This is a genomic window from Arthrobacter sp. RIT-PI-e (assembly GCF_001187915.1).
Lineage (GTDB): Bacteria > Actinomycetota > Actinomycetes > Actinomycetales > Micrococcaceae > Arthrobacter_D.
Genome location: NZ_LGIU01000094.1, coordinates 1 through 25,674 on the forward strand (window position 1 = coordinate 1; position 25,674 = coordinate 25,674).

A 25,674-nucleotide genomic window follows, 5' to 3' on the forward strand; every position below is an offset into this window, starting at 1 on the left:
GTGAGCGTCACCGTGGTGCCGCGCTGCACGGCCCCGTCCGCCGGACTCTGCGCCAGGACGGCCCCGGCGGGCACCGTACCGCTGTACTCCCGGTCCCGGCTCACCTCCGCCCGGAGGCCGGCGTCCTCCAGGGCGGCGACGGCGTCGGCCTCGTCCGAACCCCTGACGTCCGGCACCGCGATCGGTGCCGGGCCACGGGAGACCACGAGCTCGACGGCGGTGCCGCGGGGCCGTTCCGCCCCCGCTCCGGGATCCTGCGCCAGGACCACCCCGGCACCGATCGTCTCGCTGTACTCCTCGCGGAGCCCGCCGGGTGCGAAGCCCGCCGCTTCCAGCTCGGCGGTCGCCCTCGTCCGGTTCTCCCCGGTGACGTCGGGGACCGCGAACAGCTCCGGTCCCCTCGAGACGAGGAGCTCCACCTGTTCGTAGCGGCGGATCTCCGTCGCGGCCGCGGGGTCGGTGCCGACCACGAGACCGGCGAGGACGTCGTCGTCGAAGACCTCCTGCGTGGACACCGAACCGATGCCCTGCTCGATGAGCACGGACCGGGCCTCGGCCAGCGGCCTGTCGGCGAGATCGGGAAGGGTCACCGTGCCCGCCGGACCGGCGCCGAAGAACCAGCTCCCCGCGGTCACGAGGGCGGCCAGCAGGACGAGCAGCACCACCAGGAGGGGTGCCAGGCGCCGTCGTGCCCTCCCGGGGAGCGAGGCCCGCGGCCGGCGTGCCGCCCGGGCCGCCTGCCGGCGTGACGGGCGGCGTCCGTCGGCGCCCGGTGCACGCCCGACACCGGGGACCACCGACGCCCCGCTCCGCGGCGACCCGGCATCCTGCCGGTGGTAGGTGCCGGTCCCTCCGGCCCCCCGCCCCGGAGACCTCCCCCTGCCGGGGCCCTCGTGGGAGGCGGACGACGGCGGCCTGCCGGGTGGGGCCCCGATGACCCGTGTGGTGTTCTCGTCCCGCCTGATGACGCGGGTGCTGTTCCCGTCGTCGTGATCATCCGTGTCCGTGTTCGTGCCCTCGGGAACGGGACGGGACATCACCTGTGTCATCTCCTCGCGCGCGGGCTGGGTGGGGCCGGAGACACCCCTGAGCGAGGACGGGGGGAGCACGTCCGTGGGGGCGGACCCGTCCGTGACCACGGGGACGGCGCCCACGGTCAGCTGGTCCGTACGGTCCGTACCTGTCGGCGGAACGCCGCCCGGCGCGAGGTCCAGCTCCGCGGGGGAGAGGTTCGCGCGGATGTGGCGGAGGTCCCCGAGGAGGGCCGCGCCGGCCGCCGGGCGCGCCTCGGGGTCACGCGAGGGGCACCACTGGACGAGTTCGTCGATGTCCGCGGCGAGCCCGGGAACCAGCGTCGAGGGCGCCGGGACGTCCTGCTGGGCGTGCTGGAGGGCCACCTGGACGGGAACCTCACCCGTGAACGGTTGCCGTCCGGTGAGCAGTTCGAAGAGCATCACCCCCGTGGAGTAGATGTCGCTCTGCGCCTCGGCGGGTCGGCCGAGCACGAGCTCCGGGGAGAGGTAGGCCACCGTTCCCACGAGGGTGGCGGTACCGGTGCTCGCCGAGGCGGCCCGCGCGAGTCCGAAGTCCGCGATCTTCACCTGTCCGGTGTCCGAGAGCAGGACGTTCTCCGGCTTCACGTCCCGGTGGATCAACCCGGCCTCGTGGGCCGCAGCCAGTCCCTCCACCACCGCCTCGAGCAGCGCCAGGGCGTGCCGGGGTGTCAGCCGGCCGTGCTCCCGCAGTTCGTCACGCAGTGTCCTCCCGCGGACGAACTCCATCACGAGGTAGGCGACCGTCTCCCCACCGACGTCGTCGACCCCCTGGTCCAGGACGCCCACCACGTGGGGGTGGGAGAGCCGCGCAGCGGATTTCGCCTCCTGCTCGAACCGGTCCACGAAACCCGGTTCGTCGGCGAGGTGCGGGTACAGCACCTTCAGGGCCACGCGACGATCGAGTCGGCGGTCCGTGGCGAGGTACACGGTGGACATGCCGCCGCGGGCCAGTCGCGAGTGGACGAGGTACCGTCCGTCCACGATCGAGCCCTCGAGGGGGTCCTTCCGTTGCTGCTGCACCCCTCGATCCTAATCGGGAGCGGCACGGGGGACGGGACCATCCGGTCCCGTCCCCCGTGCGCTTGCGCCGATCTCCTACTGGAAGGTGCGCTGGTGGGCCTTGATGGCGGCCACGTACCGCTTGGTGTCCTCGAACATGCCACGGGTCTGCACGGAGTACTGGCCCTGGTAGTAGGAGGCGATGGCGATGTCCAGCGAGGGGCTGGTGCGGACCAGCGACCGGATGATGGCCACACCGGCGGTCACGTTGTCATGCGGGTCGAGGAGGTTGAGCTTGCGACCCACGAGATCACCGGCCCACTGGCCCGAGGAGGGGATGACCTGCATGGTGCCGATGGCGTTGGCGGGGGAGACCGCCCGCTGGTTGAACCCCGACTCCTGGTAGGCGAACGCCAGGGCGAGACTGGGGTCGACCCCCATGGACCGGGCGGTGTCCGCGACGATCTGCCGCATCTGCGCGGCCGACGGCGCCGGCATCGAATCGAGCAGGGCCTTGTTCGCATTGGCGTCGGCGACCACGCGGTCCGGGTAGGTGTACCCGAGGAACGACGAGGGGACCTGGTTCGTGGCCGCCGGCACCGCGGCGGGTACGGCCGTCGGTGCGGCGGCGCCGGAGAGCGTGAGCTTCTGGCCGGGGTAGATGATCGAGGTCATGGAGAGGTTGTTCGCGGTCAGCAGGTTCTGCAGGTTCACCCCGTTGCGGGAGGCGATGGCTCCGAGGGTGTCGCCGGACTTGACGGTGTAGGTGCCGGCCGCGGGGGCCGGGGCCGGTGCGGTTGCCGGGGCCGCGACGGGCTTGGCGGCGGGTACGGCCGTCGGTGCGGCGGCGCCGGAGAGCTTGATCTTCTGACCGGGGGAGATGATGGTCCGCGCGTCCAGGGCATTGGGCTTGAGCAGAGCGTCCGTGGAGAGCCCGTGGCGCGCGGCGATCGCGCTGATCGTGTCACCCGCCTTGATGGTGTACTCGGCCGGAGCGGGCTGCATCGCGACGGTGATCGGCTGGGCGGGGACCTGGACGACGACGTGCGCGGCCGGGGTCACCGTGCGGGGGAGGGGCGGCGTCGCCTTGACGAGAGGTCGTGCCACGGACACCTGCGGAGCCGGTGCGGCGGCCGCCGGCGGGGCGGGGGCTACGGCGGGGAGGATCACCGCCGGGATGGCGGCGGTGGTCACAGCGGCGTGGAGGCCGGTGAGGCCGGAGCCCCGGGATCTCTTGCGGGTACCGTTCAGCGGTGGTGTCGATCGCTGGGCAGTCATGGTTCGTTCCTCGTCTGTTGGCGGCTGAGTCCGCGCGGACGCGCACACCTGTGAGACCGGTCTCCGGGCAGATGTGCGCAGGTGCAGTGATGCTCGAGAGTCACGTGGTGATGGTGGTGCTCGTGTGACCCATGTGGAACCTACACGACGACGGGTCCCCCACAGCGGAACCCACGGTGGGGCGTGTACCCGATGTCGGCCGGGCCTCCGGCGGGAGGGAGCCCTCCCTCGCCGCAGCACGACGCCGGCTGGAGTTGGGTCCACCGGCATGGCACGCTTGGACGGTGACCGAACTACAACACCTCGTCCCGGCCTGGCTCAACCTCCCCGAGGTCGCCGAAGCCCTCGATCTGCCGATCACGAAGGTGCATGCGCTCATCAGCGACCGCTCCCTCGTCAGCGTACGCATCGGGGAGCGCAACATCCGCAGTGTCCCGGCCGACTTCCTGGTGGACGGCGCAGTGCTCGACAGCCTGAAGGGCACCGTGGTGGTGCTGGGTGATTCGGGCTACGGCGACGAGGACATCATCCGCTGGCTCTACACCGAGGACGACTCGCTGCCGGGTCGACCGATCGATGCCATGCGCAACGGCCGGAAGACCGAGATCCGGCGGAGGGCGCAGGCCGCCGCCTGGTGATCCCCACCCCGGGGTGAGCGGACCCCGGGGCGCGGTGCGCACCCGGACCTGTCAGGAGGTCCTGGTGACCGCAGCCACGGCCAGGCGCTCGAGCGCGTCCCGGGAGGTCTCGTCCACGCGGAGACGGGCGAGGGCCGCGAAGGCCTCCTCGGACCTGTCGGCGATGAGACGCTCGGTGAACTCCAGGGCGCCGCTTCCGGTGATCAGGTCCCGTAGGAGGGCCACGGCGTCGTCCGTGAGGCGTTCGTCGCCGAGCATGCCGTTGATGAGGGCGCGGGAGGCCCCGCTGCTCGCGCCGAGCGCGCGGGCGATCAGCAGGGTACGTTTGCCCTCGCGGAGGTCGTCCCCGGCCGGCTTGCCCGTGACGGCCGGATCGCCGAAGACACCCAGGATGTCGTCGCGGAGCTGGAACGCCTCGCCGAGGGGGAGCGCGAAGGCCGAGTACTCCGTCAGGAGCTGTTCGTCCCCGCCCGCCAGTGCACCCCCGAGCATGAGGGGGCGCTCCATCGAGTACTTGGCCGACTTGAAGCGGAGGATGTTGAGGGCGCGTTCCTCGGCGACGTCCGGGGTCTGGTCCGGACCCACGACCTCCTCCAGCAGATCGAGGTACTGACCCGCCATCACCTCGGTGCGCATCCGGTTGAAGATGGTCCTGGCGGCGCGCCCCGGGGTGTCCCTGCACGCCTCCGTGAACAGCTCCTCACTGAACGCGAGGCACAGGTCGCCGGCGAGGATTGCGGCCGAGACACCGAAGCGATCCGGATCGTGGTGCCAGCCCGACTCCGCGTGCCGGGTACTGAACTGGCGATGGACGCTCGCACGACCCCGGCGGGTGTCCGAACGGTCGATGATGTCGTCGTGGATCAGGGCCGCGGCCTGGAACAACTCGAGGGCCGTCCCGGCCACCACGGGAGCCGCCGCCCCGGCCGCTCCGCCTGCACCCCGCCATCCCCAGTAGCACAGCAGGGCGCGCATCCGCTTGCCGCCTCCGGTCAGGGTGGTGATGCTCGAGATCAACGGGAGCGACTCCTCCGAGATCCCGGCCAGCACGTCCTGCTGCTCCGTCAGGAACCGGTCGGTGGTCCGTGAGAGCTCCTCCCGGAAACGTTCCTGCTCCAGCGCTACGAGGTCCTCGGGAGAACCGGCCGGGCCGGGGGTGGTGGGTGCGGACGGCATGGATCTCCCGGGCAACTCGGCTGGTGGTGGTCCGTCCACTCTAACCGTCCGGCGTGGACGCTCCCGCTCGGTCATGACGGGGCCGGGATCGGGCACGGGCTGATCACGGGGCCCGACGGCGCGGGTGTCGGTGCGAGTGCATACGATGGCGTGATGCAGCAGGAGGGGACGCGGGGGATCGAGCACGCCGAGTGCCGCATCCTCCACATCGACATGGACGCCTTCTACGTCTCCGTCGAGCTGCAGGACCATCCGCATCTGCGGGGCGTCCCCGTGGTGGTCGGGTCCCCGTCGGGCCGCTCGGTGGTGCTCTCGGCGTCCTACGAGGCGAGGAGGTTCGGCGTACGGTCGGCGATGCCCATGTCCGTGGCGATGCGCCGGTGCCCCACCGCCGTGATCCTCCCCCCGCACCACCACCGCTACTCCGAGGTGTCGGCGCAGGTGATGCGCGTCTTCCGCTCGATCACACCACACGTGGAGCAGCTCAGCGTGGACGAGGCGTTCCTCGACGTCTCCGGGGCCTTCCGGAGACTCGGGGGTCCGCGTGAGATCGGCGAGCAGGTCCGGGCCGAGATCGAGTCCACCCTCGGCATGACCGCCAGCGTGGGTGCCGCCACCACCAAGTTCGTGGCGAAGATCGCGTCCACGAGGGCCAAGCCGGACGGCCTCCTGCTGATTCCCGGGGACCGGACCGTGGCCTACCTCCACACCCTGCCGGTCTCCGCCCTGTGGGGTGTGGGCGAGAAGACGCAGGAGGTGCTCGCCAGGATCGGGATCCGGACGGTGCAGGACGTCGCCCACACCCCGGTGCCGACACTGCGGCGCCTGCTCGGGGCGTCGGGCGAGCACGTGCACCATCTCGCCTGGGGCCGTGACCCGAGACCGGTGGTGGTGTCCCGTCCCGAGAAGAGCATCGGGGCGGAGGAGACGTTCTCCCGCGACATCGACGACTCGGACGTCCTGCGACGCGAGCTCCTGCGACTCGCGCACCGCCCGGCCCCCCGGTTGCGGGCGTCGGGCCCCCGCGCCGGGGGAGTGTCACTGAAGCTGCGGGGCGCGGACTTCTCCACGATCACCCGGTCGAAGAAGCTCCACGAGCCGGTGGAGAGCGCCAATGCACTGTACGGTGCGGCCACGGCGCTGCTGACGTCGCTCGGCGACCGTCCCATGGCGGTCCGCCTGCTCGGACTGCGGGCGGAGTCCCTGGAGGCGGAGGGCGTCGGGGCCACCCAGTTGACGATTGACCGCCGCGACGACAACTGGCGTCTCGCCGAGCGCGTGCTCGACGACGTCAACCGGAAGTTCGGGGGCACCGGGGTGGTACCCGCCGGGCTCCTCGGGTCGAAGGACCGGCGGGCAGCGGACGGTGCCGCAGGAGCGGGTCCGAGCGGCACCCGCGTCCGGGACCGTGGTGCGCGGGGAGCGGCGTCCGCCGAGCGCGGTGACGGCGACCGGGAGGAGCAGTTCCATGGTCCTCCGGGGTGAGACGTCGACGGAGGTATCACCTGCCCCGAGTCCGCATCAAGCCGGCTCCGGGGATGCATTATGCATTTGCGGTCAGCACGTAGCAAACTATTCTTGGATCAGGTAGTCCAGTTCTCTCCCAGTACGTAGATTCGTTGTCCGGCGCTGACGTCCAGACCCCTCCGCCGGGAACACTCGATGCGTTCCGGTCGTTGACTGGATGGAGGAACGTTGGTACCCATCAAAGGAGGCGGCCATGGCACTCTCGGAACACGAGCAGAGGTTGCTTGATCAGCTTGAACAGCAGTTGCACGCCGACGATCCCAAGTTCGCCCACTCGATGGCCTCGGACACCAGGAAGGCGATGTCGACGAGGCGCCTGGTCATCGGGGCGCTCGTGACGATCGCAGGAATCCTCGTGCTGCTCGCGGGCATCGTCAACCAGTTCATCCCCATCGGTGTGATCGGGTTCCTGATCATGGGCGCGGGTGTCTATTTCGCCACCACGAGGTCGAAGCAGGTCGAGAGCGTCAAGCCGGCAGTGCGACCCTCCAAGGCCGCCTCCGGTGGCAAGAGTGGTTTCATGTCCAACCTGGAGGGCAAATGGGACGAACGCCGGAGAGATCAGAGCTGACGACGAGCTGAATATGTTTCTTCCAGAAGAACCCGCCACGGCGGGTTCTTCTGCTTTAACGGTCGGACCCGGAATTCACCGCTCGGGTGGCTCCACCCGGACGGCGCCGGGAGGGTTTGACCGTCAATAGGTACCTCACCCCCTCCACTTCCCTCCCCGTGCCCTGGTTCTCCGCCCGGATCAGGTATTCGCAGGAGCACGCCCGATATCAGGCGAGCCATGGGCGCCCATGGCTCGCCGGTCACGGGTATTCGAGCAATGAATGGACGTGAACCGCGGTAAGACGCGCCCGTGGAGCCCGACACGTTGACCGGGGAGGGTTGTGGAGTAAAGTGGGGAATATAAGAGAGAAGTAGGGAAACACTGGGATTGACGGACTCGGAATAGGCGGTCAGGGATGTTCCTCGGAACTCACAGTCCCCGCCTCGACGAGAAAGGCAGACTCATTCTCCCCGCGAAGTTCCGTGAGGAACTGAGCGGGGGCCTGGTCCTCACGAGGGGCCAGGAACGCTGCATCTACGTCTTCAGCATGAGTGAGTTCGAAAGGGTTCACGAACAGATGCGGTCCGCGCCGATCTCGTCACGCCAGGCGAGGGACTACAACCGCATCTTCCTGTCGGGCGCCTCGGACGAGGTTCCCGACAAGCAGGGCAGGATCACCATCCCGCCCGCTCTCAGGTCCTACGCAGGTCTGGACCGGGACCTCGCGGTCATCGGTGCAGGGAGCCGGGCGGAGATCTGGGCGGCGGACGCGTGGGAGTCCTACCTGATGGAGAAGGAGACGGCCTTCTCCGAGACGGACGAGGACACCTTCCCGGGGATCATCTGAGGAGGGACCCCGACCACCAGGATGCCGTGGCGGTTCGAGGGCCGCGGATGCACGGAGTTCTTGGGTGAGACCTCCAGCCGCCGGATGCGGTGCAGCACCTGGCTCCACTTCCCCGGAGCCAGGCGCGGATCCTCCGGCCGGATGGGGATCTGATCCAAGAGCGCGGCGTCTCCTTCGACCGGCCTGCGAGGAGACACCGACACGACGACGACGAACTGCAGGACGGAGATGACGGATGCGCGGTGATCGACCGACGGGTGAGCGACACGTACCCGTCCTTCGTGACCGTTGCGTCTCCCTCATCGGCGGAGCCGTGGAAGCAGCCGAGACCGCGGGCCGCCGAGCGGTGATCGTCGACGCGACCCTCGGTATGGGCGGCCACTCCGAAGCGATGCTCGAACGTTTCCCGCAGGCGCACCTCGTCGCGATCGACCGTGACACCGAAGCACTGGACCTCGCCGCCGAGCGCCTGGCGCCGTTCCAGGACCGCACCGACCTGGTCCACGCCGTGTACGACGAACTGCCGGAGGTGCTGGCGGACCTGGGAATCCCCGGTGCCGACGGCGTGCTCTTCGACCTCGGGGTCTCCTCCCTCCAGCTCGACGAACGAGAGCGCGGTTTCGCCTACTCCTACGACGCGCCGCTGGACATGCGCATGGACACCAGCAGGGGGATCACCGCTGCCGACGTGGTGAACACCTACTCGAGCGAGGATCTCCTCCGGATCATCCGCACCTGGGGCGAGGAGAAGTTCGCCGGACGGATCGCGAGCTCCATCACCCGGGCCAGGGACACCGCACCCCTGTCCACCACGGCGCAACTGGTCGAGGTCATCCGCTCGGTCGTTCCGGCGTCGGCCTCGCGTACCGGCGGACATCCCGCGAAGCGCACGTTCCAGGCGCTGCGGATCGAGGTCAACGAGGAGCTGAGCGTGCTGGAGCGTGCGATCCCCGCGGCCATCGACGCCGTCCGGACCGGTGGGCGGGTGGTGGCCATGTCCTACCACTCCCTCGAGGACCGGATCGTGAAGAGTGCGTTCACGGCGGGCACCCGGTCCTCGGCACCTGTCGGTTTCCCGGTGGAGCTCGAGGAGCACAAGGCATATCTCCGCTCGCTGACGCGCGGCACCGAGGCTCCGACCTCCACGGAGATCGAAGAGAATCCGCGAGCGGCCTCGGCCAAGCTCCGGGCAGTGGAACGAATCAAGGCCGGACCAGTCGACGGGACAACCACATGAGCCAGGCACTGAGTGTCGAGAAGCGACAGGACGGCACGGCGTCCTACGGGAGCGGCGCCCTCACGGCCGTTCCCGAGCGATCGACCTCGAGATCGGCCGGCTCGACCACGAGGACCCGGACCCCGCTGTCGGTGGTTCCGGCGCGCCCGACCCGGCGCCGGGTGCCCTTCGCCGTATTCACCCTCCTGGTGCTGGCAGCCGCCCTGACGGCGGTGCTCATGCTCAACATCTCGGTCTCCGGCAAGCAGTACGAGCTGGTGGACCTGCGCAACCAGCAGGTCGCCCTCACCCAGCAGAACGAGGCTCTCGTGCTCGAGGTCGAGGGCAAGGAGGCACCGCAGAATCTGGCATCGGCCGCCACCAAGCTCGGGATGGTGGACGCTCCGAGCTTCGGGATGATCGACCTCTCGACCGGCAGGGTGTCCGGTGAGCCAGTGCCGGCTCAGAAGGGTGCCGAGCCCGAGGTGCTGATCGCCGCGCCGAAGCTCGACACCGAGCGGGCCGCTCCGGTGCCCCCGTCCACCGACGGGGAGGGGACCGTACCGGCGCCCACCGGGGGGACGGCGCCCGCCGAGGACCCCGCCGTCGTGCCGCCGGCGAGCGCGGACGAGGCAGGTCCCGGTACGGAGGTGGAGGGGACCGTGGGAACCATTCCCGGTCCGCAGCAGCTGGGCACCGGCCGCTAGCCGGCAAGCCCCCTGCAGCTCCTCCCGCACCGGACACTCTGATCGACAAGGACCTCCCTGTGACCCCTGCCCGCACCGGCACCCCCGACGGCCTCCGCCTGGCGCTCGGCTCCACCCGGCTCCGTATCGGCATGGCCTTCGTCCTCGTGCTGCTGCTCGTGCTGGGGGTGCGGCTCTTCCAGCTCCAGGCTCTCGATCTCAACGGGCTGGCCCAGGCGGGGTTGTCCAACCGGCTCACCTCCACGGTGGTGCAGCCCGTCCGCGGGTCCATCGTGGATGCCGACGGCAAGTACTTCGCGAGGAGCGTGGAACGCTACGACATCGTGGTGGACCAGCGGCTGAGCGCCGTGGAGGAGTTCAGCCGTAGCGTGGAGGACCCGGAGGAGGAGAGCGGCACCAGGCGCGAGACCGACGTCCCGATCGAGCAGGGGCTCACCGAGCTCTCCGAGGTCCTCGGCATCGACGTGGAGACACTGCGCGCCTCCGTTCTCGGTGAGAGCAGCTTCAACTACGTGGCGCGCTCCGTCACCCCCGAGGTCCGGGACCGTGCGCTGGCCGTAAAGATCCCCGGGGTGTACGCCGACATGACCAGTGTGCGCACGTACCCGGCCGGTCCGGTCGCCGGGTCGGTGATCGGCTACGTGGGACCTGACGGCGAGGCCCGCGCCGGGCTGGAGGTGGCACTCGACGACCACCTGACGGGGGAAGCGGGTAAGCGCACCTTCGAGATCGGCGGGGACGGCATCCGCATCCCCTACGCCACGAACGAGGACGTCCCCGCGCGGGACGGGCAGGACGTCCGGCTCACCATCGACCAGGATCTGCAGTGGTTCGCGCAGCAGACCATCGCCTCCCAGGTCAAGGACTACGACGCCGAGTGGGGCAACATCGTGGTCGTCGAGACCGCGACCGGTGCCATCCGTGCCATGGCCGAGTCCACGACCCTGGATCCGAACGACCCCGATGCCACCCCGATCGAGGACCGCAGCCCCAACTCCGTCAGCGCGGCGTTCGAGCCGGGTTCCACCACCAAGGTCATCACGTTGGCGGCAGCACTCGAGGAGGGGCTGATCGAGCCTACCTCCCACTTCACGCTGGACAACCGCTACACCGTGGGCAACCAGACGTTCAAGGACTCCACCGAGCACGAGCGCGAGCGCCGTACCGCGGCCGGCGTACTGGCGAAGTCCATGAACACGGGCACGGTGCAGATCGGCGAGAAGCTCACCAAGCAGGAGCGCTACGACTGGCTGAAGAAGTTCGGCATCGGAGAACCCCTGGGTACCGGTCTCGGAGAGGAGAACCGTGGTCTCCTGGCCACCCCGGACACCTGGGACGACCGCCAGCAGTACACGGTGCTCTTCGGGCAGGGCCTGTCCCAGACGGCCCTGCACACGGCCATGGTGTACCAGACCATCGCGAACGACGGCGTCCGGCTCGCCCCGCGCCTGGTGGACGCCTACATCGACCCGGACGGCACGGAGCACGAGGTGCCCCAGGACGAGGGGACGAGAGTGGTCTCCCCGGAGACCGCGGCCGAGATGCGGAAGATGCTCGAGACCGTGACGGAGGAGGGCTCCGGCGCCTCCGGTGAGCTCGAGCAGTACCGTGTGGGCTCCAAGACGGGAACCGCAGAGGCCCCCAGCGACACCGGTGGCTACGATGGGTACACGCTCTCCTACGCGGGTATCGCCCCCATCGAGGCTCCCGAGTACGTGGTGGTGGTCACGCTGCAGCGCCCCCAGGGCGACCTCTACTACCTGATCCCCGGACTGTCCTTCCAGAAGGTCATGCAGCAGGTCCTCAATGCGAACAACGTGCCGGCGTCGACGACGAAACCGGACATCTACCCGGTGGAATTCTGACCCGGAGGCCAGGAACAGTGCAATCGAACACCTCACAGGGGAGTGCGGCTTCCCTGCTCCGTCCGCGCGTGGCGCGCAGCGTGGAGCTCTCCTCCGCGCTCGCGGCGATCGGACCGCTCGCCGGACCCTCGACGTCGGCCGGACCCGCGGACCTTCCGACGGTCACGGGCATCACCCTCGACTCCCGCTCCGTGCTCCCGGGGGACGTCTACGCCGCGGTCCCCGGCGCTGCGCGGCACGGGGCGGAGTTCGCCCTCCAGGCGGTGCGCACCGGAGCGGTGGCAGTCCTCACCGACGAGTCCGGCGCGGGGCTCGTGCGGTCGGCCTTCGCGGCCGAGGCGCTGGACGCCCCGCCGGTCGTCGTCGTCCCCGACGCCCGACGCGCGGTCGGCCCACTCGCCCGGGCCATCTTCGGCGGCTCCGAGGAGACCGAGCCGGGACCTGCGCTCTTCGGGATCACCGGGACCAACGGCAAGACCACGTCCACCTACTTCCTGAACGCCCTGCTCGAAGCCCTCGGGAGGAGCACCGGCCTGATCGGCACGATCGAGATCCGCGCGGGCGGGGAGGCGATCCCGAGCGCGCTCACCACACCCGAGTCACCGCAGGTCCACTCGTTGCTCGCGCTCATGCGTGAACGGAGGCTCGCCGCCGCCTCCATGGAGGTGTCCTCGCACGCCCTGGAATTCGGCCGGGTGGACGGCGTGCGCTTCGACGTCGCCGGGTTCACGAACCTCACGCAGGACCACCTGGACCTGCACGGCACCATGGAGGACTACTTCGCGGTCAAGGCCGCGCTCTTCGCACCCGGGCGATCACGCCGAGGTGTGGTGCTGGTGGACGACGTCTGGGGGTCCCGGCTCGCGGAGACCGCCACCGTGCCGGTCGTCACCGTGCTCACGGACCCCGGTGACGGTGCGGCCACCGAGGCCGACTGGCGCGTGGAGGACGTCGCGGCGAGCGGACTGGGACACACGTTCGCGCTGGTCGCACGGACAGAGGAGCGTCTGCGCGTGCGCAGCGGACTGCCGGGAACCTTCAACATCTCCAACGCGGCCCTCGCTGCGGTCATGGTGATCGCCTCCGGTGTCCCGCTCGCCGACGTCCAGCGCGCCCTCGACGACGCCGACCCCTTCACCACCGAGGTCCCCGGGCGCATGCAGCTCGTCGGGGAGGCGCCGGCGGCCATCGTGGACTTCGCCCACAACCCGGACGCCCTGGAACGCACGCTCGCGTCGGTGCGGAGGCCCGGCGGCCGTGTCATCGCCGTGTTCGGTGCCACGGGCCAGCGGGACGAGTCGAAGCGGCCCGTCATGGGAGCCGTGGGCGCCCGGCTCTCCGACATCCTGATCGTGACCGACGACGATCCGCACGACGAGGACGACGCCGGTATCCGGCGGGCGGTGCTCTCCGGTGCCGAAGCGGCCGTACGGGACGAGGATCTCGGCTGCCGGGTCCTCGAGGTGTTCCCCCGCGCCGAGGCGATCGACCGCGCCGTGTCGCTCGCCGAGCCCTCGGACACCGTGGTCATCGCCGGACGGGGCCACGAGGTGTGGCAGGAGGTGAAGGGCGTGAATCTTTCGCTCGACGACCGTGTGGAGCTGCGCTCCGCGTTGACAAGGTACGGATTCTCTGGGATCCGGACGCCCGGGATAGAGTCCTGAACCGTCATGATTGAATTTCACGCAGCCGAGATCGCGGCACTCACCGGCGGTACCCTCGTCGGCGCCGAAGGGGCGGGGCACGCCCTCACCGTCACTTCCGCCGTCACCGACTCCCGCGAGAGCCGCCCCGGTGGCCTCTTCGTCGCCAAGCCGGGTGAGGAGTCGGACGGGCACCTGTTCATCGGCGCAGCGTTCGGGCAGGGCGCCGTCCTCGCCCTCGCCGAGCGGGAGGTGACCGCCGAGGACGGCACGCCGTACCCCGCCGTGATCGTGCCGGACGCCGTGCTGGCCATGGGGCAGCTGGCCGCCGAGTGGCTGCGGCGGCTCCGCGCCGCCGGGGAGATCACCGTCGTCGGCATCACCGGGTCGGCAGGGAAGACCACCACCAAGGACCTGCTGGCCGGGATCCTCGCCGAGCACGCCCCCACCGTGGCGCCCCGCGGTTCCTACAACGGTGAGGTGGGCGTCCCGCTGACCGTGTTCGAGGCGGACCGGGACACCCGGTACCTGGTGATCGAGATGGGTGCCACCAAGCCCGGGCACATCGCGTACCTCGCCTCGCTCGTGCAGCCGGACATCGGCGTGGTGCTCGGGGTGGGTTCCGCCCACGCGGGGGAGTTCGGCGGTGTGGAGAACATCGCGCGGGCCAAGGGCGAACTCTTCGAGGCGCTGCCGCCGTCCGGCACCGCCGTCATCAACGCCGACGACGAGCGTGTCCTCGCGATGCAGGGGCGCACGCGTGCCCGCACCGTCTTCTTCACCTCCTCGACGGACTTCGCCGCCGACGGGTCGGACGTGGTCCTGGCGCTGAACAGCACCACCACACCCGAGGGTCACCCCTCCTTCACGCTGGCCTTCCCGGACGGGAGCGAGCACGACGTCGTCTCCCCGCTGCTGGGACTGCACCACACGGGCAACCTGCTCGCCGCGGCGAGCGTCGCGTACGGGCTGGGGTGCGCGCCCGGGCGCATCGCGGCTAGCCTGCGGGTGCAGGCCGCCGCGAGCCGCTGGCGCATGGAGCGCACCGAGCGGGCGGACGGCGTGACCGTGATCAACGACGCCTACAACGCCAACCCCGAGTCCATGCGGGCTGCGCTGCGGACCCTCGCGGAACTCGGTCGGGCGGGCCGCCGGACCTGGGCGGTGCTCGGTGAGATGCTCGAGCTGGGGGAGAGCTCCATCGAGGAGCACGACCTCCTCGGCCGCGTGGTGGTGCGCCTCAACATCTCCAAGCTCGTCTGCGTGGGCCCCAACACCCGGGCCCTGTACAACGGCGCGGTGCTGGAGGGGTCGTGGGGCAGCGAGGCCCTGCACGTCGACGACGCCGACGCCGCGGAGCAGCTGCTGACCGCGGAGCTCCGTCCCGGTGACATCGTGCTCCTCAAGTCCTCCAACGGGGCCGGCCTGCGGTTCCTCGGTGATCGCATCGCCGCGATGACCGCCGCTCCGTCCACCGATCCTCCCCCGGCGTCCGCCGAGGACGGGTCCGGCGCCCCCGGAAAGGCCCAGCACCCGTGATCGCACTCCTCGTAGGTTCGGCCTCGGCGCTCTTCTTCGCCTTCGTGGGCACACCCCTGTTCATCAAGCTCCTGGTGCGCAAGGGCTACGGCCAGTTCATCCGTGACGACGGCCCCACCGCCCACCACACCAAGCGCGGCACACCCACCATGGGCGGTGCGGTGATCGTGGGGTCGGTGCTCCTGGCGTACTTCCTGACCCACCTGCTCATGATGGCCGTCGGCTCGCCGGTGGCCGGTCCCACCGCGTCGGGTCTGCTGCTGTTGTTCCTGGCCGCCGGGATGGGGGTCGTGGGCTTCGCGGACGACTACATCAAGATCTCCAAGCAGCGCAGTCTCGGTCTCAGCGCCCCGGCCAAGATCATCGGCCAGACCCTGGTGGGTGTGGTGTTCGGGGTGCTGGCGCTCCAGTTCCCGAACGCCGAGGGCCGTACCCCGGCCTCCACGGCCATCTCCTTCATCCGCGACACCCCGCTGGACCTCGCGTTCCTCGGGACCGTGGGCGGTGCGATCCTCTTCGTGATCTGGTCCAACCTGATCATCACGGCCGCGAGCAACGGCGTGAACCTGACGGACGGGCTCGACGGACTGGCCGCCGGCGCCGCCGTGCTCGTGTTCGGCGCGTACTTCCTCATCGGGATCTGGCAGAGCAACCAGAGCTGCGGTACCCCCGGCGCCGGGAGCGTCTGCTACGAGGTCCGCGACCCGGTGGACCTCGCCCTCATCGCGGGGGCCATGTGCGGAGCCCTCATCGGCTTCCTCTGGTGGAACACCTCACCGGCGAAGATCTTCATGGGGGACACCGGGTCGCTGGCGATCGGCGGGGCCATCGCCGGCTTCGCGATCCTCTCCCGGACGCAGCTGCTCCTGGTGGTGCTGGCCGGCCTATTCGTGCTGATCACCCTCTCCGTGATCATCCAGGTGGGCTACTTCAAGCTCTCCGGCGGCAAGCGCGTGTTCAAGATGGCACCCCTCCAGCACCACTTCGAACTGAAGGGCTGGCAGGAGGTCACGGTGGTAGTCCGGTTCTGGATCCTCGCGGGCCTCTTCGTGGCCGTGGGGCTCGGTATCTTCTATGCGGAATGGGTGGTGGGATGAGCGATCTCCACGAGGGCACGGTGACGCCGAGGAGCTGGGAGACCCCCCGCCTGGAGCGCCTGACCACCTGGGACTCCGACTGGGCCGGTCTCCGGGTGGTGGTCGCCGGCATCGGTGCCTCGGGTTTCTCCGCGGCCGACACCCTGATCGAGCTCGGCGCCACGGTGGTGGTGGTGGATGCGCTGGCCGGCCCCGGGAACGAGGCGAAGGCCGACACCCTGAGGATCGTCGGGGTGCACGACGTGCTGCTCGGCGCCGACCACGTGGAGAGCCTGCCCCTCGTGGACGGCGCGCCGGCCGATCTCGTGGTCCCCTCGCCCGGATGGCGGCCCACCCACCCGCTGCTCACAGACGCCGCGGCGTCGGGCATACCCGTCTGGGGCGACGTCGAACTGGCCTGGCGGGTGCGGGTCCGGGGGGGCCGACCCACCGCGGAGGGGCTGACGATCACCGGGCCCAACGGCAAGACCCCCCCGGTGGGCCTCACCGAATCGATGCTCCTGGCCGGCGGCAAGCGTGCCGTGGCGGCGGGGAACGTGGGTACCCCGATCCTGGACGTGATCCGCGACCCCCAGGGATACGACTTCCTCGCGGTGGAGCTCTCCAGCTTCCAGCTGCACTGGGCGCACTCGATCTCCCCCCTGGCGAGCGTCTGCCTGAACGTGGCCGAGGACCACGTGGACTGGCACGGCAGCTACGAGGCCTACCTCGCTGCCAAGGCGTCCGTCTACGAGCGCACCCGCGTGGCGTGCGTCTACAACGTGGAGCAGCGCGAGACCGAGGCGATGGTCGAGGAGGCCGAGGTCGTCGAGGGCTGCCGGGCCGTCGGGTTCACCACCGGGATGCCCTCCGTGAGCATGATGGGCGTGGTGGAGGACCTGCTGGTGGACCGGGCGTTCATCGAGCAGCGCAAGGACTCCGCCGCGGAGCTCGGTGCCATCCGTGACCTGGGCGAGGTGGTCCCGCGTCACCTCGTGGCGAACGCGCTCGCAGCGGCGGCGCTGGTGCGGGCGGCGGGTCTGCCCAGTGGCGCGGTGCGCGACGGGATCAGGAACTTCCAGCCCGGGGAGCACCGCATCCAGGTGGTCGCCAACGAGGCGGGAGTGCTGTGGATCAACGACTCGAAGGCCACGAACCCGCATGCCGCCTCGGCGTCGCTGGCGTCCTTCCGGTCCGTGGTGTGGATCGCAGGGGGACTCTCCAAGGGGGTCTCCTACGACGAGCTCGTCGCTGCCCACGCGTCCCGGCTGAAGGCCGTGGTGCTGATCGGCGTGGATCCCGAGCCGCTGCGGACCGCGCTCTCCCGGTACGCCCCGGGGGTCCCGGTCTCCCTCCGGCCCGGCACCGAGGACGACGGCGCCGGACACCGGGCCGAGGGCCCGGGCACGACGACGGCCGACGACCCCATACGGTGGGCGGTGACCGAGGCCGCACGCCTGGTCGAGGACGGCGACACCGTCCTCATGGCCCCGGCAGCCGCCTCGATGGACCAGTTCACCTCCTACGCGCACCGTGGCACCGCCTTCATGGAGGCCGTCAGGGCGCTCGGTGGTCCGTCGACGAACCCCGAGGAACCCTGATGGTCACCACCCCCACACGACCGGGCGGGCGGAAGCCCTCGGTACGGCCGGTCCGCGTCAAGGAGCCGGTGCGGCCCGCCACACCCTCCACCGGGCCGTCCGGCCCGTCCGACGGGACCGGCGACGCAGGTCTCGGGGCGCGGACCATCAAGGCCGGGGGAGCGAGCGCGGGTGACCGGCGCACGAATGCCGGCGTCGAGCCGGTCAAGGGCCTCCGGGTACGGCTGCGGCGCGGCTGGGCCGTGCTCGAGGGGTCGGACCGCTCGCCGTCGGGCTTCGCCTACTACCTGATCCTCGGGTCCGCCCTCGCGCTCACGGCCATCGGGCTCATGATGGTGCTCTCGGCGTCGTCCGTCGAGGCGATCGCCGCCGGCGTGAACCGGTACGAGACCTTCTCCCGCCAGGCCGTCTTCGCCGGGGTGGGCGTGGTCCTCATGATCGTGCTCTCCCGGCTCGGTCCCCGCGCCCTCCGTGCCCTGGCCTGGCCCAGTCTCCTCGCCGCCGTGGTGCTGCTGGCGCTGGTGCTGGTGGTCGGCCAGGAGATCAACGGCAACAAGAACTGGCTCCAGGTCGGGCCACTGACCCTCCAGCCCTCGGAGCCCGCCAAGCTCGCCGTGGCCCTCTGGCTCGCGGCGGTCCTCGAGCGGAAGAAGGCGCTCATCAAGGACTGGAAGCACGCACTGGTGCCCGCGCTGCCCATCGGGGGCCTGCCGGTGCTGCTCATCCTCGTCGGTGGTGACCTCGGGACGGCGCTGATCTTCCTGCTGATCATGGCCGCAGCCCTGTTCTTCGCCGGGGCCTCGATGAAGCTCTTCACCGTGACCGGTCTTCTCGCCGTGGTGGGCTCCCTGGTCATGGTGGCCACGAGCGGCAACCGGAACGTCCGCATCGCCGCCTGGCTGGGGTTGAACTGCGACGACGGCAACGACCTGTGCATGCAGTCGGACAACGGCCTCTTCGCGATGGCATCCGGCGGCTGGTTCGGCGTCGGGATCGGGCAGAGCCGGCAGAAGTGGAACTGGATCCCGGAAGCGCACAACGACTTCATCGTCGCCATCATCGGCGAGGAGTTCGGGCTGCTCGGCACGCTGGTGGTGGTGCTCCTCTTCGGCGTCCTCGCCGTGGCCACCTTCCGGGTCGCCATGCGCTACACGGACCCCTTCGTGCGGATCCTCATGGGATCCATCCTGGTGTGGCTGATCGGCCAGGCCTTCGTCAACATCGGCATGGTCACCGGTCTGCTGCCCGTGATCGGGGTGCCCCTGCCGTTCATCTCGTACGGCGGTTCCGCCCTCACCTTCACGCTGGCCGCCGTGGGTGTGCTGCTCTCCTTCGCACGGAGGAGCCCGCGGCCCCCCGCGTCCGCCGTCCTGCCCTCCGTCCCGGGAAGGGAACGCGTACCCTCATGACCTCCCCCCCTGCTCCTTCCCGGCCCCTCTCCGTGGTGCTGGCGGGCGGTGGCACGGCCGGGCACATCAGCCCGCTCCTGGCGATCGCCGGTGCCCTGATGGAGACCCGGCCGGACACCCGCATCGCCGTCGTCGGCACCGAGGCCGGCATGGAGACCCGTCTGCTGCCCGCCGCCGGGTTCGAGCTGCGGACCATCGACCGCGTGCCCCTGCCCCGCAAGCCCCCCGTGGGTCTCCTGAAGCTGCCGCTGCGGGTCCGCCGCGCGGTGCACCAGGCGCGGGGCATCCTCACCACCGCGGCGGCCGACGTCGTCGTGGGGGCGGGTGGGTACGTCTCCACGCCCGTGTACCTCGCGGCCCGGACGCGCGGCATCCCCGTGGTGATCCACGAGGCGAACGCACGCCCCGGGATCGCCAACCGGGTGGGGGCGGGATTCGCCGCCCGGGTGGCCGTGGCCTTCGAGGGCACGCCGCTGAAGGGCGCCGTGCTCGTCGGCATGCCGATGCGCCGGGGCATCGCCGACCTCGACCGCGCGGCCGAACGCGCCGGCGCCCGGGCGTCGCTGGGCCTGGACCCGGACGCCACCACCGTGGTGGTCACGGGAGGTTCCTCCGGGGCGATGAGCGTCAACCGGGCCGTGGCGGACGCGGTGGAGCTCCTCACGCGCGCCGGTGTCCAGGTGCTGCACATCACCGGCCGGGGCAAGCAGGTGCCGGGCGCCGACGGCGCTCCGCTGTCCGTCCCCGGGTACCACCAGGTGGAGTACGTCGACGGCATGGAGCGCGTCTACGCGGCGGCGGACCTGCTCGTGGCCCGCTCCGGTGCCGCCACGGTCAGCGAGGTCAGCGCCGTGGGTCTCCCCGCGGTCCTCGTGCCGCTGCCGCACGGCAACGGCGAGCAGCGGCTCAACGCCCGCGGTCTCGTGGACGCCGGCGGTGCGCTGCTGGTGGAGGACGGCACCTTCACCGCCGACTGGATCCGGGACCACGTGCTGCCCCTGGTCACCGATCCGTCCCGGCTCGCCCGGATGTCCGCGGCCTCCTACGCCCAGGGCGTGCGGGATGCCGATCGCCGGATGGCGGAGCTCGTGCTGACGGCGGCGGGGACGTGAACGACGACCGCGTGTCCGGTATCGGGCACGACGGTGCAGGACCGAGAAGTCCGCACGGGAACAGTCAGGCAGTCCGCCAGGACACGAGGAACGGGAACACGATGACCGGCAGCCAGTATTCCGAGGATCTGCTCCTCGAGGAACCCGTGCACTTCATCGGTCTGGGCGGGGCCGGGATGTCCGCGGTGGCACGGGTCCTCCTCGGGCGGGGGGTGCGCGTGTCCGGTTCGGACGCCGCCGACTCGCGGGGGCTGCGCGCACTCGCAGGGCTGGGCGCCGCGGCGACGGTGGGCCACACGGCCGCGTCCGTGCCGCGGACCGGCACGGTCGTGGTCTCCACGGCCATCCGCGCCACCAATCCCGAGCTCGAGGAGGCGCGCCGCATCGGCCTGACGGTGCTGCACCGCTCCGAGGCGCTCGCCGCCGCGATGGGCGGTCGGCGCACGGTGGCGGTCGCCGGGACGCACGGCAAGACGACGACGACGGCCATGATCACCGTGCTCCTGCGCAACGCGGGCCTGAACCCCTCCTTCGCGATCGGTGGCGACGTCGCCGCGCTCGGCGTGAACGCGGAGTGGACCGGCGGGCCGGTGTTCGTGGCCGAGGCCGACGAATCGGACGGGTCCTTCCTCAACTACGACCCGCAGCTCGCCGTGGTGACCAACGTGGAGGCGGACCACCTGGACCACTACGGCTCGGCGGACGCCGTGCACGCGGTGTTCGCGGACTTCGCGGACCGGCTCCCCGACGACGGCGTCCTGGTGGCGTGCGCCGACGACGCCGGGGCCGCCGCCCTGGTGGCCGGGCAGCCGCCCACGCGCCGCGTACGCACCTACGGGTACTCCGAGGCGGCGGACATCCGGATCGGTGCCACGCGGGCCGTCGGCAGCACGAGCAACAGCGTGCTCTCCTTCGTGGTGGACGGGATGGACGCCGCCCAGGAGCTGCAGCTCGGCGTCCCCGGGCGGCACAACGTCCTGAACGCGGTCGCCGCCTTCGCCGTCGCCCTGGAACTGGGGGTGGACCCGGCGGTGGCCGCCGCCGGGCTGTCGCTCTTCTCCGGGGCCGCGCGTCGCTTCGAGGCCCGCGGGCAGGGTGACGGCGTGCGGGTGTTCGACGACTACGCGCACCACCCCACCGAGGTGGAGGCCGCGCTGACGGCGGCGCGCACGGTCGCCGGGGGCCACGGCGTCCATGTGCTCTTCCAGCCGCACCTCTTCTCGCGGACCCGCGAGTTCGCGGCCGGCTTCGCCTCGGCCCTCGCGCTGGCGGACACCGTGACGGTGCTGCCCGTGTACGCGGCGCGGGAGGACCCGGTGCAGGACGTCGGCGGGTGGACCATCACCGATCTCATGCCCGGCGCGGATGCGGCCTACGCGGAGGACCCGGACCTGGCGATGCACCGCGTGGTCGGGGCCGCACGCCCCGGGGACGTCGTCCTCACCATCGGTGCCGGTGACGTCACGCAGTACGGCGTGCGGCTGGTCTCCCTGCTGGCCGGTCGCGAGGTGGGCGCCGCTCCGGAGGAGGGGGGCGCGTGAGCCCGAGGAAACCCCCGCCCGCCCGTCCGTCCCCCACCCGTCCGTCCGCCGGGCCGCTCGCCGGGCCGCTCGCCGGGCCGGAGGACGACGGCGCCACCGACCCGGACGATGCGGCCGACCTGCCGGGGGACCGTCCTGCGGCGCCGTTCGGGGACCCGTTCGGGGAGCGCTCGCCCCGGCGGGCGAAGGTGCTCGACTTCCCGGCCCCCCGACGGTCGCACCGGGTGCGCAACACCGTCCTCTCCGTCCTCGCGGTGGTCCTGGTGCTGGGGGGCGTGGTGGCCTACGCGGTCTTCTCCCCGGCACTGGCGCTGCGGACCGTGGTGGTGGAGGGCAACACCCTGATCGGCACCGACGAGGTCGAGGCGGCACTCGCGCCGCTGGAGGGGATCTCCCTGACGAGGATCTCGCACGACCAGGTGCGGGACCTCCTCGCGGACGAGCCTCCCCTCGAGGACGTCACCATCTCCGCGGAACCGCCGTCCACGCTCGTGGTCACCGTGCGCGAGCGCGTGCCCGTGGCGGTGCTGCAGAGCGGTCCGGAGTTCGTGCTCATCGATGCCGAGGGGCGTCAGCTCGCCACGGTGGCGCAGCGCGACGAGGTGCAGCTCCCGCTGATCAACGGCGGTACCGCTGCCGTGAACACCGGGGTGTTCTCCTCGATCACGGCGGTCCTGGCCGAGCTCCCCGCACCCGTGCTGGCGAGGCTGAACAGTGCGTCGGCCTCGAGCGTGGACTCCATCAGGCTCTCCCTCTCGGGCGACCGGAGGATCTTCTGGGGGAGCGCGGAGCGCAGTGCGGAGAAGGCCCTCGTGCTCGAGGCGCTGCTGGCCCTCCCGGAGACGGACCCGGCGGTACGGGAGTTCGACGTCAGCACCCCGGACCGGCCGGTGACGCGCTGACGCGGCCGTGCCCGGTCCGCGCCGATCGACACGCAGACCCGGGACATTTGCAACCTGGCGCTCATGCACCTAGCGTCGACCATAGAAATTACTTGACATAACGTTAACCCTCAACCTGAGCGTTAACGTTGTGCAGAGCGAAGATCAAGGCCGGATCCCCGGCAGCCCCCGTACAGCACATGGATTCGAACAAGGGACACAGGACGTGGCAGCACCGCAGAATTACTTGGCCGTCATCAAGGTCGTCGGCATCGGCGGCGGTGGCGTCAACGCCGTCAACCGCATGATCGAGGTGGGACTCCGGGGTGTGGAGTTCATCGCCATCAACACCGATGCCCAGGCCCTCCTGATGAGCGATGCGGACGTCAAGCTCGACGTCGGCCGCGAGCTCACCCGCGGTCTCGGTGCCGGGGCGGACCCCGAGGTGGGCCGCCGGGCCGCCGAGGACCACTCGGAGGAGATCGAGGAGGTGCTCCGCGGGGCCGACATGGTGTTCGTCACCGCGGGCGAGGGTGGCGGGACCGGTACCGGTGGCGCTCCCGTGGTCGCCCGGATCGCGCGCTCCCTCGGCGCCCTGACCATCGGTGTGGTCACGCGTCCGTTCACCTTCGAGGGGCGTCGTCGCTCCAACCAGGCCGAGAGCGGCATCGACACCCTCCGCGAGGAGGTCGACACCCTCATCGTGATCCCGAACGACCGCCTGCTCTCGATCAGCGACCGCAACGTCTCCATGCTGGACGCGTTCCGCTCCGCGGACCAGGTGCTGCTCTCCGGTGTCCAGGGCATCACCGACCTCATCACCACACCGGGTCTGATCAACCTCGACTTCGCCGACGTCAAGTCCGTGATGCAGGGCGCCGGGTCCGCGCTCATGGGCATCGGTTCCGCCCGCGGCGAGGACCGCGCGGTCAAGGCCGCCGAGCTCGCCATCGCCTCCCCGCTGCTCGAGGCGTCCATCGACGGCGCGCACGGCGTGCTGCTGTCCATCCAGGGTGGCTCGGACCTCGGTCTCTTCGAGATCAACGAGGCCGCCCGCCTCGTGCAGGAGGTCGCGCACCCGGAGGCCAACATCATCTTCGGTGCCGTGATCGACGACGCCCTCGGCGACGAGGCCCGCGTCACCGTCATCGCGGCCGGCTTCGACCAGGTGGATGCCACCTCGCAGCCCGCGGCAGCACCGGCTCCCGCCTCACGGCCGGCCGTGGCCCCGAGCGTGGGCTCCTCCTCGGGTCAGCAGCAGCGCAGCGGCGGCGCGGCATCGGCAGGGCTCGGTGCCTGGTCCCAGCAGCGCACGCAGAACACGCAGCCCGTCCCGGCCGACTCGGGCTTCGACGTCGACCTCCCCGCGATCGTGGAGCCCGACCTCTCCCGCGGCCGTTCGGACGACCTCGACGTACCCGACTTCCTCAAGTAGTCGGTGGACCAGGGCGTACCCTCCGCAAGCACCTCCGCGTTCTCCTGGGACGCGGAGGTGCTGCCTGGTCTCCGGGTGGCCTTCACCTCGACGGCGGCGGGGAACCTCGCGCTCCACGTCGGAGATGATCCCGACGTCGTGCGGACGAACCGCAGGCGGCTGGAGGAGCGCATGGGTGTTGCGCCGTCCTCGCTGCGCTTCATGAGCCAGACCCACTCCGACCGCGTGGCGGACGTCACGGCATCCTCGGACGCCCCCGACGCCGACGCCCTGGCGTCCCCGGACGGGAGCCACCCGCTGGCGGTGCTCGTGGCCGACTGCGTGCCGATCGTGCTGGCGGACACCGGTCGTGGGGCGGACGCCGGCCCCACGGCCGTGGTCCACGCCGGCCGGGCCGGTGTGGCCAACGGGATCGTGGGACACGCCGTCCGTGCCCTGCGGCGGCACGGCGCCGGGGAGCTGACGGCCTGGGTGGGTCCTTCGGTGTGCGGGGAATGCTACGAGGTCCCGGAAGCCATGATGCGCGCGCTCGCCTCCGAGTTCCCCGAGGCGGAGGCACGCACCCGGGCGGGTACTCCTGCGCTCGATCTCCCCGCGGCCGTCCGTGGCCAGCTCGATCGGCTCTCGGTGGGGATCGCGCCGGTGCCGGTGGCGGGCGGTGCGTGCACGCTCGAGAACACCGGGCTCTACTCGCACCGGCGTGAGCCCGGCGCCGGGCGCATCGCCGGCCTGGTGTGGCGCACATGAGCGCTCCCGGGGCCGGTGCGCAGGCGGAGGATGCCCGTGCGCTCGAGCTGGCCGAGCGGCTGGCCGCGGTCCAGGAGCGCATCCGGGTGGCATCCACGGCAGCCATGCGGCCCCAGCCGCGGCTCGTGGTGGTGACCAAGTTCTTCCCGGCCTCCGACGTCCGCGTCCTCGCAGGTCTCGGTGTCCTGGACGTGGGGGAGAACCGCGACCAGGAGGCCGCCGCGAAGGCCGCCGAGCTCGAGGACCTCGCACTCCGTTGGCACTTCGTGGGCCAGCTCCAGACCAAGAAGGCGAGATCGGTGGCCCGGTACGCCTCCGCCGTGCACTCCGTGGACCGGGTCCCCCTGGTCGGGGCCCTGGACCGTGCGGTGGCACAGGAGCGGGAGCGACGGCGCACGGAGGGCCTCGCCGATCGCGCGGCCCTCGCGTGCTTCCTGCAGTTCGCACTGGACGACGACGCGGCCCCGGGTGGCAGGGGAGGGGCGTCGCTGCAGGAGGCCGAGGTGCTCGCCGAGGCGGTCCTGGCGAGCGAGGTCCTGGACCTGGCCGGGGTGATGGCCGTGGCGCCACGGGAGATGCCCCCCGCCGTCGCCTTCGAGCGCCTGATGCACATCTCCGCCACCGTGCGTACTGTTGAGCCGGGAGCAACGGCAGTCTCGGCCGGGATGAGCGGGGACCTGGAAGAGGCTGTCGCCGCCGGGGCGACACACCTGCGGATCGGTTCCGATGTTCTCGGTCCTCGACCCGTGGTGGGGTAGCGTCGAGGCTGATGCAGCGTTCCGGTGAGCTCCCGGGCGGCCGCCCGGCTGCCTCCGTGCAGGACCGATCC

At 71.1% G+C, this 25,674-nt stretch carries 21 protein-coding genes; 18 read left to right on the top strand and 3 right to left on the bottom strand.

The window, feature by feature from the left end; translation table 11 throughout:
- Nucleotides 1-2,075, bottom strand: a 2,075-nt coding sequence (locus tag AC792_RS14030; protein ID WP_049831123.1) for a protein kinase domain-containing protein, incomplete at its 3' end; no start/stop codon positions are given.
- Between the two features lie 75 nt (nucleotides 2,076-2,150).
- On the bottom strand, nucleotides 2,151-3,332 hold the full coding sequence (locus AC792_RS14035) for a lytic transglycosylase domain-containing protein (RefSeq protein WP_082177767.1): 1,182 nt from the start codon (nucleotides 3,330-3,332) through the stop codon (nucleotides 2,151-2,153).
- Between the two features lie 284 nt (nucleotides 3,333-3,616).
- Here AC792_RS14035 and AC792_RS14040 point away from each other — a divergent pair, with 284 nt between their 5' ends.
- Complete coding sequence (locus tag AC792_RS14040; protein WP_049831124.1) at nucleotides 3,617-3,970, top strand: Rv2175c family DNA-binding protein; 354 nt, start codon at nucleotides 3,617-3,619, stop codon at nucleotides 3,968-3,970.
- A 51-nt stretch (nucleotides 3,971-4,021) separates the two neighbouring features.
- Here AC792_RS14040 and AC792_RS14045 read toward each other — a convergent pair whose 3' ends face one another.
- Nucleotides 4,022-5,146 (bottom strand): polyprenyl synthetase family protein, encoded by a 1,125-nt coding sequence (locus tag AC792_RS14045; protein WP_049831125.1) that lies wholly within the window; start codon nucleotides 5,144-5,146, stop codon nucleotides 4,022-4,024.
- A 153-nt stretch (nucleotides 5,147-5,299) separates the two neighbouring features.
- Between AC792_RS14045 and dinB the strand changes: the two genes are divergently transcribed.
- From dinB to AC792_RS14130, 17 genes are all read left to right on the top strand, one after another.
- The gene (gene dinB / locus AC792_RS14050) at nucleotides 5,300-6,631 is read left to right on the top strand and encodes a DNA polymerase IV (protein ID WP_082177768.1); all 1,332 of its coding nucleotides are present in this window, start codon (nucleotides 5,300-5,302) and stop codon (nucleotides 6,629-6,631) included.
- A 235-nt stretch (nucleotides 6,632-6,866) separates the two neighbouring features.
- On the top strand, nucleotides 6,867-7,244 hold the full coding sequence (locus AC792_RS14055) for a DUF3040 domain-containing protein (protein ID WP_049831126.1): 378 nt from the start codon (nucleotides 6,867-6,869) through the stop codon (nucleotides 7,242-7,244).
- 397 nt (nucleotides 7,245-7,641) lie between these two features.
- Nucleotides 7,642-8,073 (top strand): division/cell wall cluster transcriptional repressor MraZ, encoded by a 432-nt coding sequence (gene mraZ / locus AC792_RS14060; protein ID WP_049831127.1) that lies wholly within the window; start codon nucleotides 7,642-7,644, stop codon nucleotides 8,071-8,073.
- A 235-nt stretch (nucleotides 8,074-8,308) separates the two neighbouring features.
- On the top strand, nucleotides 8,309-9,310 hold the full coding sequence (rsmH, locus tag AC792_RS14065; RefSeq protein WP_049831128.1) for a 16S rRNA (cytosine(1402)-N(4))-methyltransferase RsmH: 1,002 nt from the start codon (nucleotides 8,309-8,311) through the stop codon (nucleotides 9,308-9,310).
- Entirely contained in the window at nucleotides 9,307-9,996 is a 690-nt protein-coding gene (locus tag AC792_RS14070) for a hypothetical protein (RefSeq protein ID WP_049831129.1), read from the top strand. The genes rsmH and AC792_RS14070 overlap by 4 nt, the downstream gene beginning before the upstream one ends.
- 59 nt (nucleotides 9,997-10,055) lie before the next feature.
- Nucleotides 10,056-11,861, top strand: coding sequence for a peptidoglycan D,D-transpeptidase FtsI family protein (locus AC792_RS14075; RefSeq protein WP_049831130.1), 1,806 nt, complete (start codon nucleotides 10,056-10,058; stop codon nucleotides 11,859-11,861).
- 17 nt (nucleotides 11,862-11,878) lie between these two features.
- A complete protein-coding gene (locus AC792_RS14080; RefSeq protein WP_049831131.1) occupies nucleotides 11,879-13,525 on the top strand; it encodes a UDP-N-acetylmuramoyl-L-alanyl-D-glutamate--2,6-diaminopimelate ligase in 1,647 nt (548 codons plus the stop codon).
- A gap of 6 nt (nucleotides 13,526-13,531) precedes the next feature.
- Nucleotides 13,532-15,043: a UDP-N-acetylmuramoyl-tripeptide--D-alanyl-D-alanine ligase gene (locus tag AC792_RS14085; RefSeq protein WP_049831132.1), complete on the top strand. Its 1,512-nt coding sequence runs from the start codon at nucleotides 13,532-13,534 to the stop codon at nucleotides 15,041-15,043.
- The gene (gene mraY, locus AC792_RS14090; RefSeq protein ID WP_049831133.1) at nucleotides 15,040-16,140 is read left to right on the top strand and encodes a phospho-N-acetylmuramoyl-pentapeptide-transferase; all 1,101 of its coding nucleotides are present in this window, start codon (nucleotides 15,040-15,042) and stop codon (nucleotides 16,138-16,140) included. The genes AC792_RS14085 and mraY overlap by 4 nt, the downstream gene beginning before the upstream one ends.
- Nucleotides 16,137-17,720, top strand: a complete 1,584-nt coding sequence (gene murD, locus AC792_RS14095) for a UDP-N-acetylmuramoyl-L-alanine--D-glutamate ligase (RefSeq protein ID WP_082177769.1) — start codon at nucleotides 16,137-16,139, stop codon at nucleotides 17,718-17,720. Before mraY ends, murD begins: the two co-directional genes overlap by 4 nt.
- Nucleotides 17,720-19,129 (top strand): putative lipid II flippase FtsW, encoded by a 1,410-nt coding sequence (gene ftsW / locus AC792_RS14100; protein WP_049831135.1) that lies wholly within the window; start codon nucleotides 17,720-17,722, stop codon nucleotides 19,127-19,129. Before murD ends, ftsW begins: the two co-directional genes overlap by 1 nt.
- Nucleotides 19,126-20,241 carry an undecaprenyldiphospho-muramoylpentapeptide beta-N-acetylglucosaminyltransferase gene (murG, locus tag AC792_RS14105; protein WP_049831136.1) on the top strand — a complete coding sequence of 372 codons (1,116 nt, stop codon included), beginning with the start codon at nucleotides 19,126-19,128 and terminating at the stop codon, nucleotides 20,239-20,241. Before ftsW ends, murG begins: the two co-directional genes overlap by 4 nt.
- Before the next feature lie 101 nt (nucleotides 20,242-20,342).
- Complete coding sequence (gene murC / locus AC792_RS14110; protein ID WP_049831145.1) at nucleotides 20,343-21,782, top strand: UDP-N-acetylmuramate--L-alanine ligase; 1,440 nt, start codon at nucleotides 20,343-20,345, stop codon at nucleotides 21,780-21,782.
- Nucleotides 21,779-22,684 (top strand): cell division protein FtsQ/DivIB, encoded by a 906-nt coding sequence (locus AC792_RS14115; protein WP_049831137.1) that lies wholly within the window; start codon nucleotides 21,779-21,781, stop codon nucleotides 22,682-22,684. The genes murC and AC792_RS14115 overlap by 4 nt, the downstream gene beginning before the upstream one ends.
- A 205-nt stretch (nucleotides 22,685-22,889) precedes the next feature.
- Nucleotides 22,890-24,098, top strand: a complete 1,209-nt coding sequence (ftsZ, locus tag AC792_RS14120) for a cell division protein FtsZ (protein ID WP_049831138.1) — start codon at nucleotides 22,890-22,892, stop codon at nucleotides 24,096-24,098.
- Nucleotides 24,099-24,101: 3 nt separating this feature from the next.
- A complete protein-coding gene (locus tag AC792_RS14125) occupies nucleotides 24,102-24,845 on the top strand; it encodes a polyphenol oxidase family protein (protein ID WP_049831139.1) in 744 nt (247 codons plus the stop codon).
- Nucleotides 24,842-25,603 (top strand): YggS family pyridoxal phosphate enzyme, encoded by a 762-nt coding sequence (locus AC792_RS14130; protein ID WP_049831146.1) that lies wholly within the window; start codon nucleotides 24,842-24,844, stop codon nucleotides 25,601-25,603. Before AC792_RS14125 ends, AC792_RS14130 begins: the two co-directional genes overlap by 4 nt.
- The last annotated feature ends 71 nt before the right edge of the window (nucleotides 25,604-25,674 follow it).

Excerpts from the sequence above, each read along its gene's own strand:
- AC792_RS14035 (WP_082177767.1), bottom strand. The coding sequence starts at position 3,332 with ATGACTGCCCAGCGATCGACACCACCGCTGAACGGTACCCGCAAGAGA.
- AC792_RS14045 (WP_049831125.1), bottom strand. The coding sequence starts at position 5,146 with ATGCCGTCCGCACCCACCACCCCCGGCCCGGCCGGTTCTCCCGAGGAC.
- dinB (WP_082177768.1), top strand. The coding sequence starts at position 5,300 with ATGCAGCAGGAGGGGACGCGGGGGATCGAGCACGCCGAGTGCCGCATC.
- AC792_RS14055 (WP_049831126.1), top strand. The coding sequence starts at position 6,867 with ATGGCACTCTCGGAACACGAGCAGAGGTTGCTTGATCAGCTTGAACAG.
- mraZ (WP_049831127.1), top strand. The coding sequence starts at position 7,642 with ATGTTCCTCGGAACTCACAGTCCCCGCCTCGACGAGAAAGGCAGACTC.
- rsmH (WP_049831128.1), top strand. The coding sequence starts at position 8,309 with ATGCGCGGTGATCGACCGACGGGTGAGCGACACGTACCCGTCCTTCGT.
- AC792_RS14070 (WP_049831129.1), top strand. The coding sequence starts at position 9,307 with ATGAGCCAGGCACTGAGTGTCGAGAAGCGACAGGACGGCACGGCGTCC.
- AC792_RS14085 (WP_049831132.1), top strand. The coding sequence starts at position 13,532 with ATGATTGAATTTCACGCAGCCGAGATCGCGGCACTCACCGGCGGTACC.
- murD (WP_082177769.1), top strand. The coding sequence starts at position 16,137 with ATGAGCGATCTCCACGAGGGCACGGTGACGCCGAGGAGCTGGGAGACC.
- ftsW (WP_049831135.1), top strand. The coding sequence starts at position 17,720 with ATGGTCACCACCCCCACACGACCGGGCGGGCGGAAGCCCTCGGTACGG.
- murG (WP_049831136.1), top strand. The coding sequence starts at position 19,126 with ATGACCTCCCCCCCTGCTCCTTCCCGGCCCCTCTCCGTGGTGCTGGCG.
- murC (WP_049831145.1), top strand. The coding sequence starts at position 20,343 with ATGACCGGCAGCCAGTATTCCGAGGATCTGCTCCTCGAGGAACCCGTG.
- AC792_RS14130 (WP_049831146.1), top strand. The coding sequence starts at position 24,842 with ATGAGCGCTCCCGGGGCCGGTGCGCAGGCGGAGGATGCCCGTGCGCTC.